At 73.2% G+C, this 17,564-nt stretch carries 16 protein-coding genes; 7 read left to right on the top strand and 9 right to left on the bottom strand.

Features of this window, described 5'->3' with window-relative positions; genetic code table 11:
- Positions 1-38: 38 nt before the first annotated feature.
- On the top strand, positions 39-1,223 hold the full coding sequence (gene nadA / locus AC4IHM_RS24235; RefSeq protein ID WP_490869113.1) for a quinolinate synthase NadA: 1,185 nt from the start codon (positions 39-41) through the stop codon (positions 1,221-1,223).
- A 103-nt stretch (positions 1,224-1,326) separates the two neighbouring features.
- Here nadA and AC4IHM_RS24230 read toward each other — a convergent pair whose 3' ends face one another.
- The 5 genes from AC4IHM_RS24230 to AC4IHM_RS24210 form a co-directional block, all read right to left on the bottom strand.
- Complete coding sequence (locus tag AC4IHM_RS24230) at positions 1,327-4,443, bottom strand: efflux RND transporter permease subunit (protein ID WP_490869112.1); 3,117 nt, start codon at positions 4,441-4,443, stop codon at positions 1,327-1,329.
- Between the two features lie 156 nt (positions 4,444-4,599).
- On the bottom strand, positions 4,600-5,283 hold the full coding sequence (locus AC4IHM_RS24225; RefSeq protein WP_490869111.1) for a response regulator: 684 nt from the start codon (positions 5,281-5,283) through the stop codon (positions 4,600-4,602).
- Positions 5,280-6,506, bottom strand: a complete 1,227-nt coding sequence (locus AC4IHM_RS24220) for a sensor histidine kinase (protein ID WP_490869110.1) — start codon at positions 6,504-6,506, stop codon at positions 5,280-5,282. The genes AC4IHM_RS24225 and AC4IHM_RS24220 overlap by 4 nt, the downstream gene beginning before the upstream one ends.
- 96 nt (positions 6,507-6,602) lie before the next feature.
- A complete protein-coding gene (pspAA, locus tag AC4IHM_RS24215) occupies positions 6,603-6,887 on the bottom strand; it encodes a PspA-associated protein PspAA (protein WP_490869109.1) in 285 nt (94 codons plus the stop codon).
- Between the two features lie 21 nt (positions 6,888-6,908).
- A complete protein-coding gene (locus tag AC4IHM_RS24210; protein ID WP_490869108.1) occupies positions 6,909-7,700 on the bottom strand; it encodes a PspA/IM30 family protein in 792 nt (263 codons plus the stop codon).
- 269 nt (positions 7,701-7,969) lie between these two features.
- On the opposite strand from AC4IHM_RS24210, the gene AC4IHM_RS24205 reads away from it, so the two are divergent.
- The 3 genes from AC4IHM_RS24205 to AC4IHM_RS24195 all read left to right on the top strand — a co-directional run bounded on the left by AC4IHM_RS24205 (position 7,970) and on the right by AC4IHM_RS24195 (position 11,010).
- Positions 7,970-8,608 (top strand): DUF3043 domain-containing protein, encoded by a 639-nt coding sequence (locus AC4IHM_RS24205; protein ID WP_490870920.1) that lies wholly within the window; start codon positions 7,970-7,972, stop codon positions 8,606-8,608.
- Positions 8,609-8,691: 83 nt separating this feature from the next.
- Positions 8,692-9,429 carry a class I SAM-dependent methyltransferase gene (locus AC4IHM_RS24200; protein WP_490870919.1) on the top strand — a complete coding sequence of 246 codons (738 nt, stop codon included), beginning with the start codon at positions 8,692-8,694 and terminating at the stop codon, positions 9,427-9,429.
- Between the two features lie 498 nt (positions 9,430-9,927).
- Entirely contained in the window at positions 9,928-11,010 is a 1,083-nt protein-coding gene (locus tag AC4IHM_RS24195) for a S1C family serine protease (protein WP_490869107.1), read from the top strand.
- A 43-nt stretch (positions 11,011-11,053) separates the two neighbouring features.
- Here the strand turns inward: AC4IHM_RS24195 and AC4IHM_RS24190 are convergent, their stop codons facing one another.
- Complete coding sequence (locus AC4IHM_RS24190; RefSeq protein ID WP_490869106.1) at positions 11,054-11,317, bottom strand: hypothetical protein; 264 nt, start codon at positions 11,315-11,317, stop codon at positions 11,054-11,056.
- A 173-nt stretch (positions 11,318-11,490) separates the two neighbouring features.
- Between AC4IHM_RS24190 and AC4IHM_RS24185 the strand changes: the two genes are divergently transcribed.
- Positions 11,491-12,690: a bifunctional adenosylcobinamide kinase/adenosylcobinamide-phosphate guanylyltransferase gene (locus AC4IHM_RS24185; protein WP_490869105.1), complete on the top strand. Its 1,200-nt coding sequence runs from the start codon at positions 11,491-11,493 to the stop codon at positions 12,688-12,690.
- On the opposite strand, the gene AC4IHM_RS24180 is transcribed toward AC4IHM_RS24185, so the two are convergent.
- The gene (locus AC4IHM_RS24180) at positions 12,679-13,416 is read right to left on the bottom strand and encodes a class I SAM-dependent methyltransferase (RefSeq protein ID WP_490869104.1); all 738 of its coding nucleotides are present in this window, start codon (positions 13,414-13,416) and stop codon (positions 12,679-12,681) included. The two genes, AC4IHM_RS24185 and AC4IHM_RS24180, sit on opposite strands and share 12 nt — an antisense overlap.
- A gap of 151 nt (positions 13,417-13,567) precedes the next feature.
- On the opposite strand from AC4IHM_RS24180, the gene cobT reads away from it, so the two are divergent.
- On the top strand, positions 13,568-14,623 hold the full coding sequence (gene cobT / locus AC4IHM_RS24175; RefSeq protein WP_490869103.1) for a nicotinate-nucleotide--dimethylbenzimidazole phosphoribosyltransferase: 1,056 nt from the start codon (positions 13,568-13,570) through the stop codon (positions 14,621-14,623).
- Between the two features lie 360 nt (positions 14,624-14,983).
- Here the strand turns inward: cobT and AC4IHM_RS24170 are convergent, their stop codons facing one another.
- Positions 14,984-15,739 carry a hypothetical protein gene (locus AC4IHM_RS24170; protein WP_490869102.1) on the bottom strand — a complete coding sequence of 252 codons (756 nt, stop codon included), beginning with the start codon at positions 15,737-15,739 and terminating at the stop codon, positions 14,984-14,986.
- Positions 15,740-15,790: 51 nt separating this feature from the next.
- On the opposite strand from AC4IHM_RS24170, the gene AC4IHM_RS24165 reads away from it, so the two are divergent.
- On the top strand, positions 15,791-16,579 hold the full coding sequence (locus AC4IHM_RS24165) for an adenosylcobinamide-GDP ribazoletransferase (RefSeq protein WP_490869101.1): 789 nt from the start codon (positions 15,791-15,793) through the stop codon (positions 16,577-16,579).
- Positions 16,580-16,625: 46 nt separating this feature from the next.
- On the opposite strand, the gene AC4IHM_RS24160 is transcribed toward AC4IHM_RS24165, so the two are convergent.
- Positions 16,626-17,477: an endo alpha-1,4 polygalactosaminidase gene (locus AC4IHM_RS24160; protein ID WP_490869100.1), complete on the bottom strand. Its 852-nt coding sequence runs from the start codon at positions 17,475-17,477 to the stop codon at positions 16,626-16,628.
- Positions 17,478-17,564: the final 87 nt, after the last annotated feature.

Genomic DNA, 17,564 nt, shown 5'->3' with positions numbered 1-17,564 from the left:
GACGAAAAGGGTCGACGAAACCAGAAAGGGTGCGTGTCGTGACCACCGCCCAAATCCAGCAGCTCGACGTACAGCCGACGCCCCTCGCCCTGCTGCTGCTCGGCCGCGAGGCCGACCCGAGGAGCGAGCGTGGCGTGGAGTGCCCCGGCGACCTGCCCGCACCCTCCGACCCGGACCTGGTCGCGCGCGCCCGCGCGGCCAAGGAGAAGCTCGGGGACAAGGTCTTCGTGCTCGGTCACCACTACCAGCGTGACGAGGTCATCCAGTTCGCGGACGTCACGGGCGACTCCTTCAAGCTGGCCCGGGACGCGGCCGCGCGCCCCGAGGCCGAGTACATCGTCTTCTGCGGCGTCCACTTCATGGCGGAGTCGGCCGACATCCTGACCTCCGACGAGCAGAAGGTGGTCCTGCCCGACCTGGCCGCCGGCTGCTCCATGGCGGACATGGCCACCGCCGAGCAGGTCGCCGAGTGCTGGGACGTGCTGACCGACGCCGGGATCGCCGAGCAGACCGTGCCCGTGTCGTACATGAACTCCTCCGCGGACATCAAGGCGTTCACCGGCAAGCACGGCGGCACCATCTGCACCTCCTCCAACGCCGAGCGCGCCCTGAACTGGGCCTTCGAGCAGGGCGAGAAGGTGCTCTTCCTGCCCGACCAGCACTTGGGCCGCAACACCGCGGTGCGGGACCTGGGCATGTCCCTGGAGGACTGCGTCGTCTACAACCCGCACCGGCCCGACGGCGGGCTGACCGCGGAGGAACTGCGCGCCGCGAAGATGATCCTGTGGCGGGGCCACTGCTCGGTGCACGGCCGCTTCAGCCTGGACTCGGTCGAGGACGTGCGCGAGCGCATACCGGGCGTGAACGTCCTGGTGCACCCCGAGTGCCGGCACGAGGTGGTTGCGGCGGCGGACCACGTCGGCTCGACCGAGTACATCATCAAGGCCCTGGAGGCGGCCCCGGCCGGCTCCAAGTGGGCCATCGGCACCGAGCTGAACCTGGTCCGCCGGCTGGCGAACCGTTTCGCCGCGGAGGACAAGGAGATCGTCTTCCTCGACAAGACGGTCTGCTTCTGCTCGACCATGAACCGCATCGACCTCCCCCACCTGGTGTGGACCCTGGAGTCCCTCGCCGAGGGCACCCTCGTCAACCGCATCGAGGTCGACAAGGAGACGGAGGCCTTCGCGAAACTGGCACTGGAACGGATGCTCGCGCTGCCGTAGGGGCCTGCGAAGGGGGCATCCGGACAGGGTCGCCACGGCGAAGGGGTGCCGCCCACCGATCGGTTGATCGGTGGGCGGCACCCCTTCGCCGTGGTTCGCCCGCTCAGACCTTCGCCGGCTCCGGCTCGTCGGAGGAGGCCGCCTGGGGTGGGACCTCGCCCTTCTTCTCGGCGCGCTTCTTCGCGCGGCGCTCCTTGCGGAGTTCGAGCATCGCGTAGAGCGTCGGGACCAGCAGGAGGGTCAGCAGGGTCGAGGTGATCAGGCCGCCGATCACGACCACGGCGAGCGGCTGGGCGATGAAGCCGCCCTCGCCGGTGACGCCCAGGGCCATCGGAAGCAGGGCGAAGATCGTCGCCAGGGCGGTCATCAGGATGGGCCGCAGCCGGTGCCGGCCGCCCTCGATCACCGCCTCGACGACGCCGTAGCCCTGCCTGCGGTACTGGTTGATGAGGTCGATCAGCACGATGGCGTTGGTGACCACGATGCCGATCAGCATCAGCATGCCGATCATCGCCGGGACGCCCAAGGGGGTGCCCGTGACGAGCAGCAGGCCGATCGCGCCGGTCGCCGCGAACGGGATCGACACCAGCAGGATCAACGGCTGGGCCAGCGACCGGAAGGTGCCGACCAGCAGCATGAACACGATGGCGACCGCCGCGAGCATGGCCAGGCCCAGCTTGCCGAACGCCTCGTCCTGGTCGGCGGTGACGCCGCCGATCTCGGCCGTGGCACCGGCCGGCAGGTCAAGGGCGTTGATCTTCGACTGGAGTGCCGTGCTCACCGCGCCGGTGTTGTCGCCGGTCGGCTTGGCGGTGACGGTCGCCGCGCGCCGGCCGTCGATGCGGGTCATCGAGACCGGGCCGTCCTCCAGCCGCACGGTGGCGATGTCACCGAGCTTGACCGGACCCAGGTCCAGTGCCCTCAGCTGCGCCATCGTCTCGGCGGGCCGGGCCGACCCGATGACGACGTCCCGCTCGGTGTCGCCGAGGACCGCCTTGGCCACCGGGGTGCCGCGCACGGCCTGGCCCACGGCGGCGCCGAGCGTCTGGTCGTTGAAACCGGCCTGCGCGGCACGGGAGTTGGCCTGGACCGAGATGCGCGGCACGCTCTGCGCCAGGTCGCTGGTGACATCGGTGACGTTGTCGAGCCCGGCGACCGTCTCGCGGACCTTCTCGGCGGCCTCGCGGAGCACCTGCGCGTCGGACGCCTTGACGACGACGCTCAAATCCTGGCTGCCGAAGCCGTCACCGGCGGCGACCGTGGTGGTGCCGATGCCGTCGAGCTTCTTCAGCCCGTCCTCGATGTGGTCCTGGACCTCCTCGTAGGACGCCGAGTCCTCCAGCATGATCTGGTACGAGGCCTGGTTGGTGTCCGTGCCGCCGCCGAAGGCGGCCATGAAGCCGGAGGAGCCGACGGTGACCTGGTAGTCCTTGACGCCCTCGGTGTCGCCGAGCAGCTTCTCGACCTTCTCGGCCTGGGCGTCGGTCGCGGCCAGGCTGGCGCCGGGCCTCAACTCCTGCTTGATGCTGAGGACCTTCTGCTCGCCCTGGTCGAAGAAGTTCGTCTTCAGCAGCGGCGCCATGCCGAAGGTGCCGAGCAGCACGACGACCGCGATGGCGACGCTGGTGAGGCGGCGGCGGGTGGCGAAGCGCAGGACCGGGATGTAGAAGCGCTGGAGGCGGCTCTTCTCCTCCCTCTCCTCGGCCAGCCGGCGGGCCTCGGCCGCGTCCTCGGGGGTGCCCTTCGGAGGCCGCAGGAACCAGTACGACAGCACCGGGACGACCGTCAGCGACACCAGCAGGGACGCCAGCAGCGCGGCGGTCACGGTGAGGCTGAAGGAGCCGAACAGCTCGCCGACCATGCCGCCGACCAGACCGATCGGCAGGAACACCGCGACCGTGGTGAGCGTCGAGGAGGTGACCGCCCCGGCGACCTCGCGGACGGCCTTCAGGATCGCCTCGTGGCGCTCCTCGCCGTAGCCGAGGTGCCGCTTGATGTTCTCCAGGACCACGATCGAGTCGTCGACGACCCGGCCGATGGCGATGGTCAGGGCGCCCAGCGTCAGCATGTTCAGCGACAGGTCGCGCGTCCACAGCACGATCAGCGCCAGCACCACCGACAGCGGGATGGAGACCGCGGTGACCAGGGTGGAGCGGATCGACGCCAGGAAGACCAGGATGACCAGGACGGCGAAGAGCAGACCGAGCGCGCCCTCCGTGGTCAGGCCCTCGATGGCCTTGGAGACCGCCGGGCCCTGGTCGCTGACGACGGTCAGCGTCGCGCCGGAGCCGAGCTGCTCGCGCAGGCCGGGAAGCTTGTCCTCGACGGCCTTGGAGATGGCGACCGCGCTGCCGTCGTGGTCCATCGTCACGGCGACCGCGAGGGAGGGCTTGCCGTCGGTGCGGGTGAGGGAGTCGGCCCTGGCCTCCTCCTGCCGGACGGTCGCCACGTCACCGAGGCGGACCGGCTTGTCGACGCCCTCGCCGGTGACCATGAGGTCCTGGATCTGCTTCAGCGAGGTGAACCCGCCGCCGACCTGGACGGTGCGGTTGGCGCCGTCCTCGTCGAAGGAGCCCGCGGGGACGGTCGCGCCGCCGGCCTGCAAGGACTGGGCGAGGGCCGGCGGGCTCACGCCGGCCCTCGCCAGCTTCGCGTCGTCGGGCGTGACGGTGACCTGGAGGTCGCGGACGCCGTCGACCACGACCTGGGCGACGCCGTCGATGCCCTTCAGCTCGGAGACGACCGTCCGGTCGAGCTGGTCGGCGAGCGCCTGCTGGTCCTTGTCCGAGGTGACCGCGAGGACGACGGTCGGGATGTCGTCCGTCGACCCGGAGACGACCTGCGGGTCCACGCCGTCCGGGAGCTGGGCGCGGGCCCGGTTGACGGCCTGCTGGACATCGGCGACGAGCTGCTGGGTGTTCGGGCCGTAGTCGAAGGACGCCATGATGACGGCGTTGCCCTCACTGGCCGTGGAGGTGACGCCCGAAATCCCGTCGACGGCCTCGATGTTGGCCTCGATCGGTTCGACGACCTGCTTCTCGACCACGTCCGGCGAGGCGCCCTGGTACGGCGCCAGCACGGACACCATGGGCAGTTCGATGGTGGGCAGCAACTGCTGCTTGAGCTGGGGGATGGCGATCGCGCCGAAGACAAGTGCGACGATCGACATCAGGCCGATCAGGGCCCGTTGCGCGAGGCTGAATCTCGACAGCCAGGACATGGGTCAGGGTCTCTCTTCTGTGGCCGAGCGGAGGGGACGGGGCACGTCTGTACGCCCACCCCAACACCCTGGGCCATGGCGGACCCCGGTTCCCTAGGCCCCAGGTCCATTTCCTTATCCGGCGCATACTCCCGCCGCAGTACACGCGGGTGGGGGTCACTCCACCCTTGGACGGACCAGCCCGGACTCGTAGGCGATGACGACCAGTTGGGCCCGGTCGCGGGCGCCCAGCTTGGCCATGGCCCGGTTGACGTGGGTCTTCACGGTCAGCGGGCTGACCTCGAGGCGCTCGGCGATCTCGTCGTTGGAGTGCCCGCCGGCGACCTGGACCAGCACCTCGCGCTCGCGCACGGTCAGCGACTCCAGCCGCTCGGCGCGGGCCGGGTCGCGGTCCTCGTCGTCCGTGCCGGACTGGGCGAGGAAGCGGGCGATCAGCCCTTTGGTGGCGGTCGGGGACAGCAGCGCGTCGCCGCCGGCCGCGACGCGGATCGCGCTGAGCAGTTCCTCGGGCTCGGAGCCCTTGCCGAGGAAGCCGGAGGCGCCCGCGCGCAGCGCCCGCACCACGTAGTCGTCGACCTCGAAGGTGGTCAGTATGACCACGCGGACATGGACGAGGGCCGGGTCGGCGCTGATCACGCGGGTGGCGGCGAGACCGTCCGTGCCGGGCATCCGGATGTCCATCAGCACCACGTCGGCCCGTCGTTCGGCGGCCAGCCGGGCCGCCTCCGCGCCGTCGGACGCCTCCCCCACCACCTCCATGTCGGGCTCGGAGTCGACCAGTACCCGGAAGGCGCTGCGCAGCAGCGCCTGGTCGTCGGCGAGCAGGACACGGATCGTCATACGGGGTCCTCCACGGCATCGGTGCGGCTTCCGACCGGAAGGATCGCATGCACCCGGAACCCGCCGCCGTAGCGGGGACCGGTGGTGAGGGTGCCGCGCACGGCGGTGACGCGCTCGCGCATGCCCAGCAGCCCGTGCCCGCCGCCGTAGGCGAAGGCCCCGGCCCCGGCCCCGCCGGCGCCGTCGTCGAGCACGGTGATCTCCATGTTGGGCCCCACCCGCACCACGCTGACCTCGGCCTTCGCCCGCGGTCCCGCGTGCTTGCGCACATTGGTCAGGGCCTCCTGGACGATGCGGTACGCGGCCAGGTCGACGGCGGCGGGCAGCTCACCGCCCTGGTCGGAGCGGGCCACCTCGACGTGCAGCCCGGCGTGGTGGAAGGTGCCCACGAGTTCGTCGAGGCGCTTGAGGCCGGGCGCGGGCTCGGTCGGTGCCTCCGGGTCGCCGGACTGGCGGAGCAGGCCGACGGTGGCCCGCAGTTCGTCCAGCGCCGAGCGGCTGGCCTGCCGTACGTGGGCGAGGGCCTCCTTGGCCTGGTCGGGCCGCCGGTCCATGACGTGCGAGGCGACCCCGGCCTGGACGTTGACCAGGGCGATGTGGTGGGCGACCACGTCGTGCAGGTCGCGGGCGATGCGCAGCCGCTCCTCGGCGACCCGGCGGCGGGCCTCCTCCTCACGGGTGCGCTCGGCCTTCTCGGCCCGGTCCCGGATGGCCTGCACGAAGGCCCGGCGGCTGCGGACGGCGTCCCCGGCGGTGGCGCCGATGCCGGTCCAGGCGAAGACGCCGAGGTTCTCCTGCGCGTACCAGGGCAGCCGGCCGGCCAGCATGGCGGCGCCGGTCAGCACGGTCGTGGTGAGCAGGCCCACCCGCCAGGTGGTGGGGCGGTCGGTGGAGGCGGCGACGGTGAACAGCGCGACGACCGCGGACACGACTACGGGGGCGCGGGGGTCGCCGGTGACGCTCTCGACGACGGTGGCCCCGCCGGTGACCGCGAGGACCGTCAGCGGGGCACGGCGGCGGAAGGCGAGCGCGGTGGCGCCGACGACCATGAGGACCAGGCTGAGCGGGTCGGGGGTGCGCAGCCTCCAGTCGGCGCCGTCCGACCCGTGCGGGTCCACGAACGAACCGGCGAGCATGCAGACCAGGAGGACCGCCGCGAGGGCCGTGTCCAGGGCGCAGGGGTGGGCGCCGATCCGGCAGCGGGCGCGGGCGAGGGTGCTCACGGGGCTTCGCGGCGGCCGGAGCGGGCGGCGCTGGTCACCGGGCCCGCGAGCGGTGGGCGTCGGCCGGGGGCCGCGCCCCCGGACGGGCCGAGGGACTCACGCACCGCCCGGGATCAGGCCGTCGTCGCTCAGCAGCTCCTGGACCTCCTCCAGGGTGGCCTCCGGGGACGGGAGGATGAGGTCGGACGGCTCCAGGGAGTCGTCAGGGAGGGGCTCGCCCAGTTCGCGGACCTTGGCCAGGAGGGCCTGGAGGGTCGCGCGGAAACCGGGCCCGTCGCCGTTCTCCACCTCGGCCTGAAGTTCGTCGTCCAGTGCGTCCAGCTCGGCGAGCCGGCCGTCGGCCAGCGTCAGCTGTCCCTCCCCCATGATCCGTACGATCATGTCGGCCCTCCTAGGCGTGACCTACTGCTTGTCGAAGCGCGGGGTGTCCTGCGGCTGCTGCTGGGACTGCGGCTCGCCCTGGTCCTGGCCGCCCTCGATGGCCTGCCGGTCCGAGGTGCCGCCGCCGGCCAGCTCGGCCTTCATCCGCTGCAGCTCCAGCTCTACATCCGTACCACCGGAGAGCCGGTCCAGCTCGGCCTGGATGTCGTCCTTCTGCATGCCGGACTGGTCGTCGAGGGCGCCCGAGGCGAGCAGTTCGTCGATGGCGCCGGCCCGCGCCTGGAGCTGGGCGGTCTTGTCCTCGGCCCGCTGGATGGCCATGCCGACGTCGCCCATCTCCTCGGAGATGCCGGAGAACGCCTCCCCGATACGGGTCTGCGCCTGGGCGGCCGTGTAGGTGGCCTTGATGGTCTCCTTCTTCGTGCGGAAGGCGTCCACCTTGGCCTGGAGGCGTTGGGCCGCCAGGGTGAGCTTCTCCTCCTCGCCCTGGAGCGTGGCGTGCTGCGTCTCCAGGTCGGTGACCTGCTGCTGGAGCGCGGCGCGCCGGGACAGCGCCTCACGGGCCAGGTCCTCGCGGCCCAGCGCCAGCGCCTTGCGGCCCTGGTCCTCCAGCTTGGACGACTGGGACTGCAGCTGGTTGAGCTGGAGTTCCAGGCGCTTGCGGCTGGTCGCCACGTCGGCGACGCCGCGGCGCACCTTCTGCAGCAGCTCCAGCTGTTTCTGGTACGAGTAATCGAGGGTCTCGCGCGGGTCCTCGGCCCGGTCCAGGGCCTTGTTGGCCTTCGCGCGGAAGATCATCCCCATACGCTTCATGACACCGCTCATGGGCTTCGCGCGCCCCCTTCTGACCGACTCCAGCTCCAGCGACTGCAACAGAACCCACAGTACGGGCCCTGCATCCATTACCGCACTGTTCGGGGACGGATCGCTCATCCCCAAGGACGACTGCGTATGCTCCCGGTCCGGCGCGAGGAGTAGGTGCTCCCCGGGTTGTCCGGAATTGATCCCGGTCCGAGGCCGTGCGCAACATCCCCTCTGTCCTTCTACAGACGACCGGCGTTGCCGGATCGTTCCCCACCGGACTGTGGTCCACACCCCGGCACCCCGTACCCTTGGGTTTTGTGTTCCGTAGCCGTGCCAAGGATGAGAAGGCCCAGAGCGTCGTCAAGGCGCCGGTGACCGACTCCAAGCAGCCCCGTGACCCGCAGGCCCCCAAGGGAAGGCCGACGCCCAAGCGCAGTGCGGCCCAGTCCCAGCGCCGCAGCGTCGCCAACACTTCGATGACGCGCAAGGACGCCGCCAAGCGGCAGCGCGAGGAGCGCCGTGTCGCGATGGCGCGTCAGCGCGAGGCGCTGGCGAAGGGCGACGAGCGTGCCCTGCCGGCCCGCGACAAGGGACCGGTGCGCAGGTTCGCGCGCGACTTCATCGACTCCCGGTTCAACATCGCGGAGTACTTCCTGCCGATGGCCGTGGTCATCCTGGTGCTGAGCATGGTCCGGGTGGCCGCGCTGCAGAACATCGCGCTGCTGCTGTGGCTGGTCGTGATCGTGATGATCGTGCTGGACTCGATCGTCACCGGCTTCCGGCTGAAGCGGCGTCTCGCCGAGCGCTTCCCGGACGAGCGCAGGCGCGGCGCGGTCGCCTACGCGCTGATGCGTTCCCTCCAGATGCGTCGGCTGCGGCTGCCCAAGCCCCAGGTCAAGCGCGGGGAACGGCCCTGAGCACGACGCCGTTCACCGAGGGCGCGGCGGACACCCGGCCGGGCGGCCGGGACGGTCTGCGGGACGTCGTACGGCAGGAGATGGTGGCCCGGCAGCTCGACGAGCAGATGGCCGGGCGCTTCCCGGTGGGCAAGCGGCTGCGGGTGCTCGACGTGGGCATGGGCCGTGGCGCCCAGGCGCTGCGGCTGGCCCGGGGCGGCCATCAGGTGACCGGCCTGGAGCAGGACACCGCGATGATCGCCGCGGCCCGCGACGCCCTGGCCGGCCAGCCGGAGGGCATCCGGGACCGGATGCGGATCATCGAGGGCGACGGCCGGGACACCGGCGTGCACTTCCTGCCCGGCAGCTTCGACGTGGTGCTGTGCCACGGCGTGCTCATGTACGTCGAGGAGCCCGACCCGCTGCTCGCGGGGCTGGCCCGGATGCTCGCGCCGGGCGGACTGCTGTCGCTCCTCGTGCGCAACGGCGACGCGCTCGCCATGCGTCCCGGCCTGCACGGCGAGTGGGCCGACGCACTGGCCGCCTTCGACACCGCGGCCCACCTCCCCCGCGCCCGGACCGAGGCGGGCGGTGAGGCCCCCTCCCGCACCGGACCGCCCCTGCGCGCGGACCGGCTGACGACGCTGACCTCGAAGCTCGCGGGCATCGGCGCGCCGCTGCACACCTGGTACGGCGTCCGCGTCTTCACGGACACCGCGCCCGACGGCGCCCCGCTCCCCGACGACCTGGAAACCCTGCTGGCCACCGAGGAACGGGCCGGCCGGACGGACCCGTACCGCGGGGTCGCGGCGCTGCTGCACCTGTGCGGGGTGCGGGGCTAGGTTCCGCCCGGTCGGCGCCGGGCCTCGGATCGCGGCGCTGCCACACCTGTGCGGGGTGCGGGGCCAGGTTCCGCCCGGTCGGCGCCGGGCCTCGGATCGCGGCGCTGCCACACCTGTGCGGGGTCCGGGGCCAGGTTCCGCCCGGTCGGCGCCGGGCCTCGGATCGCGGCGCTGCCACACCTGTGCGGGGTCCGGGGCCAGGTTCCGCCCGGTCGGCGCCGGGCCTCGGATCGCGGCGCTGCCACACCTGTGCGGGGTCCGGGGCCAGGTTCCGCCCGGTCGGCGCCGGGCCTCGGATCGCGGCGCTGCCACACCTGTGCGGGGTCCGGGGCCAGGTTCCGCCCGGTCGGCGCCGGGCCTCGGATCGCGGCGCTGCCACACCTGTGCGGGGTGCGGGGCCAGGTTCCGCCCGGTGGGCGTCGGGCCTCGGCCCCTGCCCGGCATCCATTCGGGTGTCCACCGGGAGCCGGAGTGCTGCCGCGCGGTGAGACTCGGGGCATGGACGCCTCCCGTACCCGTGGGCCGGGGCCGCTCGGCCCGGTCGCCGTGCTGGTCTGCTCCCTGCTGCTCGTGGCCGGCTGCTCCGGCACCGGTTCGGGGGCGGGCGCCGGGAGCGCGCGGGAGGGCGACACGGCGCAGGCCGCGGTTCCGCGGGCGGCGAGCGATCTTCAGGACGACTACCAGCGGGTGATCAAGGACGTACTGCCGTCGGTCGTGCAGATCCAGGCGGGCGACTCGCTGGGGTCGGGGGTCGTGTACGACGACAAGGGGCACGTCGTCACCAACGCGCACGTGGTCGGGAACAGCAAGTCCTTCCGGGTGACGACCGCCCGCAACGAGGGGTCACTCGCCGCCGAGATCGTCTCCTCCTACCCCGAGCAGGATCTCGCCGTCGTCAAGCTGGACAAGGTGCCCGACGGTATGAAGGCGGCCCGCTTCGGCGACTCCTCGAAGGTCAACGTCGGGCAGATCGTGCTGGCGATGGGCTCGCCGCTCGGCCTGTCCTCCAGCGTGACGCAGGGCATCGTCTCGGCGACCGGACGGACCGTGACCGAGGGCAGCAGCGGGGGCGGCACGGGCGCGACCATCGCCAACATGGTGCAGACCTCCGCCGCCATCAACCCCGGCAACAGCGGTGGCGCCCTGGTCAACCTCGAAGGGCAGGTCATCGGCATCCCGACGCTGGCGGCGACCGACCCGGGGCTCGGCGACAGCGCGGCGCCCGGCATCGGGTTCGCGATCCCGGCCTCGATGGTGAAGACGGTCGCCGACCAGATCGTCAAGAACGGCAAGGTCACCGACTCGGGCCGGGCGGCACTGGACATCACCGCCCGCACGGTCGTCGACGACGGCTACCGGCCCGCGGGGGTGGCCGTCGTCGAGGTGCGCAACGGCGGGGCCGCCGACAAGGCGGGACTGCGTTCGGGGGATGTCGTCGTCAAGGTGGACGGCACGGACATCACCACCATCACCTCACTGGCCGAGGCGCTGGCGTCGAAACGCCCCGGCGACCGGGCCAGGGTCACCTACGTCCGCGACGGCGACGAGCACACCGCAGAGGTGACCCTCGGCGAGCAGTGACCGGGCGGGGCGGCCCACCGTTGTCCGGCGCCCCGCCCGACCCTCAGCCCTTCGCCTCCCCGCCATCCCCGCCCTCTTCGGCCCCTTCGGTCTCTTCGGCCCCCTCGGCGTGCAGGCTCATCGGACCGTAGATCTCGGTGGCGTCCTCGAAGAGCCGCACCTGGTCGGCGCCGCCCTCCTTGAGGTCCTTCCAGTACTCCCCGATCCAGGACTCGGCGTCCCCTTGCGTGGTGAACTCCTCGGGCTGCACCGCGGGCTGGACCTCCGTCCCGCCGGCCGTCTCGAACCGCCACGTCCATGCCGCCATGTACGCCTCCAAGATGTGAGCACATGCAGAGCGGAAGCCGGATCTTGGTCCGGCCTCCGCCCGCAGCCTATGCGCTGAGCCGGGTGCGCCGTAGAAGGCCCGGAGACGGAACCGGCCCGCTCCTCGGGTGACTCGGACGCGCACGTCGCCGGGTGAGCGGAGAAAATCGGTACGTGGACGTGACTCTGCTCGGCACCGGTGCCCCGGCGGGACTCCCCCGCCCCGACTGTCCCTGCGCGGCCTGTGCCGCCGCGCAGGGCGCGAACGCGCGCGCGGCGACCGCGCTGCTGGTGGACGGTGCGCTGCTGCTCGACCTGACGCCCGGCGCCGCCTTCGCCGCGGCTCGGGCCGGGCACTCCCTGACCGGCGTACGGCAAGTGCTGCTCTCCCATCCGCACGACGGCCCCGCCGTGGAGGTGCCGGCCGGGCTGCCGCAGCCGGGGCGGGTGCCGGACGGCCGGGAGCTGGCGCTGCTGACCGGGCACCGGGTGCGGGCGGTGGCGATGGACGCGCCGGGCACCGGGTACGCGGTGACCGGCCCGGACGGGCAGCGGTTGCTGTATCTGCCGCCGGGCGGCGCGCCGGCCGGTCTTGAGGAGCCCGCGGAGCAGTACGACCTGGTCCTCGCGGACATCGTGGGGCGGCCGGACGCGCTGGCGAGGCTGCGGGCGGTGGGCGCGGCGGGCCCCACGACCGATGTCGTCGCCGTCCATCTGGACCACGACGTGCCGCCGGGCCCGGAACTGGCGCGGCGGCTCGCGGCGGCCGGCACGCGTGCGGTGCCGGACGGGACGACGCTGGTGGTGGGCGCCTACGAGGACGTACCCGACCTGCCGCGGCGCACCCTGGTGCTGGGCGGCGCCCGGTCGGGGAAGTCGGTGGAGGCCGAGCGGCGACTGGAGACCTTCCCCGACGTGCTGTACGTCGCGACCGGAGGCTCCCGCAACGGGGACACCGAGTGGGCGGCCCGGGTCTGCTCGCACCGGGAGCGGCGCCCGGGGTCGTGGCGCACCACCGAGACCTGCGACCTGGTCCCGCTGCTGAAGGACGACGGACCGGCCCTGCTCGTCGACTGTCTGTCCCTGTGGCTGACGGACGCGATGGACGCCGTCGGCGCGTGGGACGACGCGGAGTGGGCCGACGGCGGGGAGCGGGCTCTCAGGGACCGGGTGCGGGAGCTGACGGAGGCGGTCCGCGCGACCCGGCGCACGGTCGTCGCGGTGTCGAACGAGGTGGGCTCGGGCATCGTCCCGGCCACGGCGTCGGGCCGCCGCTACCGGGACGAACTCGGGCGCCTGAACGCGGCGTTCGCGGACGAGTGCGAGCAGGTGCTGCTGGTGGTGGCGGGGCAGGCGCTGGTGCTACGTGGCTGACGCGGCCTTGCGCGCGATGACGCGGCGGGACCGCGCGCCGGTGAGCACCGTGCAGCCCTGGTCCGCCAGTTCGACGCCCAGGCCCGCCGGGTAGGAGGCGCCGGGCGGCAGGGCGAGCAGACGGCGCGGGTCGGCCACGTCGACGAGGAGATGACCGCCGGGCCGCAGTACGGACACCGCGGCGTGGAGTTCGGCACGCGGGTCCGGCACGCGTTCGAGGTGGTGGAAGAGGCTGACGACGTCGTAGCGGCCCCGCAGCCGGGCCGCGATGTGCGGGTCCGTCAGCCGGCCGACGTACGCCTCCTCGACGCGCTCGACGGCGCGGGCCCGCAGGACGCGGTGGGTGGCGTCCAGGCCGTCGAAGGAGGTGTAGGGGAAGTACGTACGGGCGGTGCGGGGGAAGTCGGCGTCGCCGGTGCCGACGTCCAGCCAGCTCTCGGGCTCGGGACAGCGGCGGAGCATCGCGCGGGCGGCCAGGGCGTGCCTCAGCCGGGCGCCGGCCCGGACGACGGGGTGGTGCGGGCCGGGCGCGAGCGGGGGGTTGCGGAAGGCGTGCCGGCAGTCCAGGCAGCGTTCGAGGACGGCCCGCCCCGGCCCGGTCCGCCCCTGGTGCGGCTCGCGGCGCAGCCGGGCACGCAGCCGCCGCGAGCCGCACCAGGGGCAGTCCTCGCGGTGCGGCCCGTAGCGGGGAACGGGGGGCACCGAGGGGGCGGAGGATCCGGACATGGGCGGCTCCCGACGCGAGACGAGGGATGCATACGACAATCCAGGCAAAACGTTACGTAGGGGATCGTGATCCGGGGCGCGACGCGCCGCCCCGGGCATGCCGCGGAAGGGCCCGCCGTGGTGTTCGACCGGGGCCGGTACTGTTCGGCGAATGAGTTCGCTGAATCTCGACGACTTCACCGACCTGATCGAGCGCCCCGACGGCGGGGTGCGCCGCGACGCCGAGGCGCGCCGGGAGCGCCAGGTCGTTCCGCCCGGAGCGCTGGGCCGTCTGGACGAGCTGGGCGAGTGGCTGGCCGCGGCGCAGTCGGCCGTACCGGTACGGCCCGTCGAACAGCCCCGGGTGGTGCTCTTCGCCGGTGACCACAAGGTCGCCGAGCTGGGCGTCTCGGCGCGGGCCGCGGGTGGCGCCGGGGAGCTGGTGCGCGAGGTTCTGGAGGGCGGCCGGCCCGTGTCCGTGCTGGCCCGGCGGCTCGGCGTGCCCGTGCGCGTCGTCGACATGTCCCTGGACTGCGACCCGGAGGCGCTGCCCGCCGAGGTCGCGGGGCACCGGGTGCGGCGGGGCGGCGGGCGTATCGACATCGAGGACGCGCTGACCCTTGAGGAGGCGGAGGCCGCCTTCCGGGCCGGGATGGCGGTGGCCGACGAGGAGGCCGACTCCGGTACGGATCTGGTGGTGCTGGGCGATGTGAGCGTGGGCGGTACGACCGCGGCGGGCGTGCTGGTCGCCGCGCTGTGCGGGACGGACGCGTCCGTCGTCACCGGGCGGGGCGGGCTGCCCATCGACGACCTGGCCTGGATGCGCAAGTGCGCGGCGATCCGCGACGCGCTGCGCCGTGCCAGGCCGGTGCTCGGTGACCAATTGCAGTTGCTCGCCACGGTGGGCGGCGCGGACCTCACCGCCATGACGGGCTTCCTGTTGCAGAGCGCGGTGCGGAAGACGCCGGTGCTCCTGGACGGCGTGGTGGCGGCCGCGTGCGCGCTGGTCGGACAGCGGGTCGCCTTCCGGGCGCCGGACTGGTGGCTGGCGGCGCACGACAGCGGGGAGCCGGGCCAGGCGAAGGCGCTGGACCGGATGGCCCTGGAGCCGGTGCTGTCCCAGGGTGTGACGGTGGGCGAGGGAGCCGGCGGTCTGCTGGCACTCCCCCTGGTGCAGGCCGCGGCAGCCCTGGCGGCGGACCTCCCGGAGAAGTCCGACGACGAGTGAACGGGTTCCGGGTCAGCCGGGGGTGGGTTCCCTGACCCGGCGTCGCGGAGACACCCGGCGTGGATGCGGACCGGGGGGACGGCTGCCCGCAGCTGGGGGACGACGGACCGGTAGCCGCCCACGGCGGGAGCGGGGAACCACGTGGGGCGGACGGAAAGCCGCCTACGGCGAGGAAGGGGTGGGTCGGGGGGGGTGTCCGCCCGCAGCGGTTGGCGCGTCAACGCCCCGCACCCCTGCAAGTGACCGATTCCGCGCCGTTCCTGGGACGGACACCCTCCGGCACGCCCCCGAACCCCACCGAACCGAACGCGCTGCCCGCACCCCCACCGAATCCGCACAGGCCGCCACAGGCACCTGGCATCACGCGTCGCGCCCCGCAACCGGATCCGGGCGCCCACCGATCCAGTCCTGGACGGCGCGGCGGGGCCCCGACCAGCGGCGGTCGTGGCGGTAGGCGCGCAGGCGGGACCGGGCACGGGCGCGCGGCCGGTCGCCGTAGAAGCGGCGGGCCCAGGGCGAGCCCGGCCGGGCCAGCCGCACCGCGCCGACCAGGGCGACGAGCGGGACGATGACGCCGAAGATCGCGAGGCGCGCCTTGCCCTTGGCCAGGGCGAGCAGGGAGAAGAGGAAGTTCCCCGCGACGGTCGCGATGACATTGGCCCGGTCCTGCAACTCGTCCCGCGACACGTCGTCGACGCCGAACGGCGTGAACCCGGCGAGCACCAGCCCGACCAGGGCCGCGGTGACCACCACGACCTCCACGCTCTTGCGGCCCGCCTGGGTCCAGTAGACGTTGTCGAGATGCAGGATCAGCGCGAACTCGTCCAGGACGAGCCCCGCCCCGGCCCCGAAGACCACCGCCACCACCGCGGAGCCCCACCCGTCCCGGTCCACCGCCACCGCGCCGAACCCGCCGATGACGGTGAGGACGACCCCGGGAACCACGTGGTGGATGTGCAGCCCGCCCGTCCTGACGTTGCCGAAGGGCCCCTTGCCCACCCGGATCAGCCGCGTGATGATCCGCGTGACCACGAACGTCAGCACGAAGGCCGTCAGCGCGAGGAGCAGCGGCAGCTTGCCCGGCTCCATGATGTTGCGCTGCCACCAATCTCCCATATGCGCACTTTATCCCCAGGCTGCCCCGGCGACCCCGGGTAGTCTGCGCCGGTGCCCAGGATCCCCTTCCCCGACGACGGCCTCCGCTTCGCCTTCGGCACCCTCACCGTGTTCCCGGTCGAGGTGACCCGCTGGGACCGGGAGGCCGCGCGCCGCGGCATGCTGTGCGCCCCGCTGGCCGGGCTGGCGGTCGGGGCCGCCGCCGCGGGCGCCGGGCTCCTGCTGCTGTTCCTGGGCGCGGGCGCCCTGCTCGCCGCGGTCGCCACCGCCGCCGTACCGGCCGTACTGACCAGGGGCCTGCACCTGGACGGGCTGGCCGACACCGCGGACGGGCTCGGCAGCGGCAGGCCCGCCGAGGACGCGCTGCGGATCATGAAGCAGTCGGACATCGGCCCGTTCGGTGTACTGGCCCTGGTGTTCGCGCTGTTCGCCCAGGTGGCCGCGCTGGCGCAGGCCTACGACGGCTCCTGGGCGCGGGGCGCGATCGCCGCCGTGGTCTCGGCGACGGCCGCCCGCCTCGCACTCACGCTCGCGGCCCGGTCGGGGGTCCCCGCGGCCCGCCCGGAGGGCCTGGGCGCGGCGGTCGCCGGGGTGGTCCCGGCGGGCGGGGCGTCGGCCGTGGCCGCCGCCGTCACGGTGGCGTCCGGCGCGGTGGCGGGCGCGTTCCTGGGGCCGTACGACGTACTCCGCACGACGGTCGCCGTGCTGGGCGCCCTCGCCGTCGCCGAACTGCTGCTGCGGCACTGCGTCCGCCGCTTCGGCGGGGTCACGGGCGATGTCTTCGGCGGGGTGGCGGAGACGGCGGCCACGACGACACTGGTGGTACTGACCCTCGGCTGACCCGAACGCAAGGGGGCGCAAGGCGCACCCGGCACACTCACGGCGCTCAGCAGGCCTCCCGCCACGCCCCCAGTTCGTACTTCTTCCGCATCGAACTCAGGCCCAGCGCACGGGAGTCGGCGCAAAAGCGCGCGGCCGGCAGCTCGTACTCGACGTGGAAGACCGCCTTGTCCGCGTCGATGAACGGTTTGTTGTCGGCGCACTCGCCGTACTGGGCGCACTGCTCGTTGACCGCGAAGTCGAAGTCGTCCACCAGCTCCGGGATCTGGTCCAGGTCGTTCTTGAGGCCGACGGCCATGCCCCGGTCGTGGGCGAGTTCCGCGATCAGCCGGTTGTAGCGGAGCTGGTCGCCGGCGGTGAGCGGGAAGCCGGTCTCGTTGCGGTAGCCGTCCATGTTGTCCGGCTCGACCGCGTCGAAGCCCTTCTCCCGGCACATGTCGAGGCGCTCGGCCATCAGCGGCTCCAGGACCTCCGTGGCACGGATGTCCAGCCAGCGTTCGCCCTCCCAGCCGTTGCCCCGGCCCAGCACGGACCGCGGGAACGCGTCCGCGTCGGGGCGGAACTCCTCCCAGGCGCCGGTGGACAGGTAGCAGACGACCTTGCGGCCGTCGTCGTGCAGAGAGGCGACCGTGGCCCCGGTGTGGTCGAAGCCGTCGATGTCGTAGACCGGAACGTCGACGGAGGTGTCGAGGGCGCCGCTGAGCTGCCACTGCCAGGCGGTGCCGGGCCGGGGCTGCCAGCGGCCCGCGGCCGGCGGCCGGTCGTCGGGGGCCGCGGCCGACTGGCAGCCCGTCAGCAGCAGGAGGAGGGCTGTCGACAGGGCGGCCGGGCGTCTCACGGGGCGTGCTCCACGGTGTGGGAGGGGGGAAGGTCGTCGTACCCCGGAATGATCTCGCATCCCGGGTGGCGTGCGGCAAACCGCGGTACCGCGCAGGGAGCGGCGGCGGGCGCGAGCGTAGGCTCGTGCAAGGTGCTCACCTGCCCA

It is taken from the genome of Streptomyces sp. SL06 (genome assembly GCF_058244745.1).
This window is presented reverse-complemented; position numbering and strand designations above follow the sequence as displayed.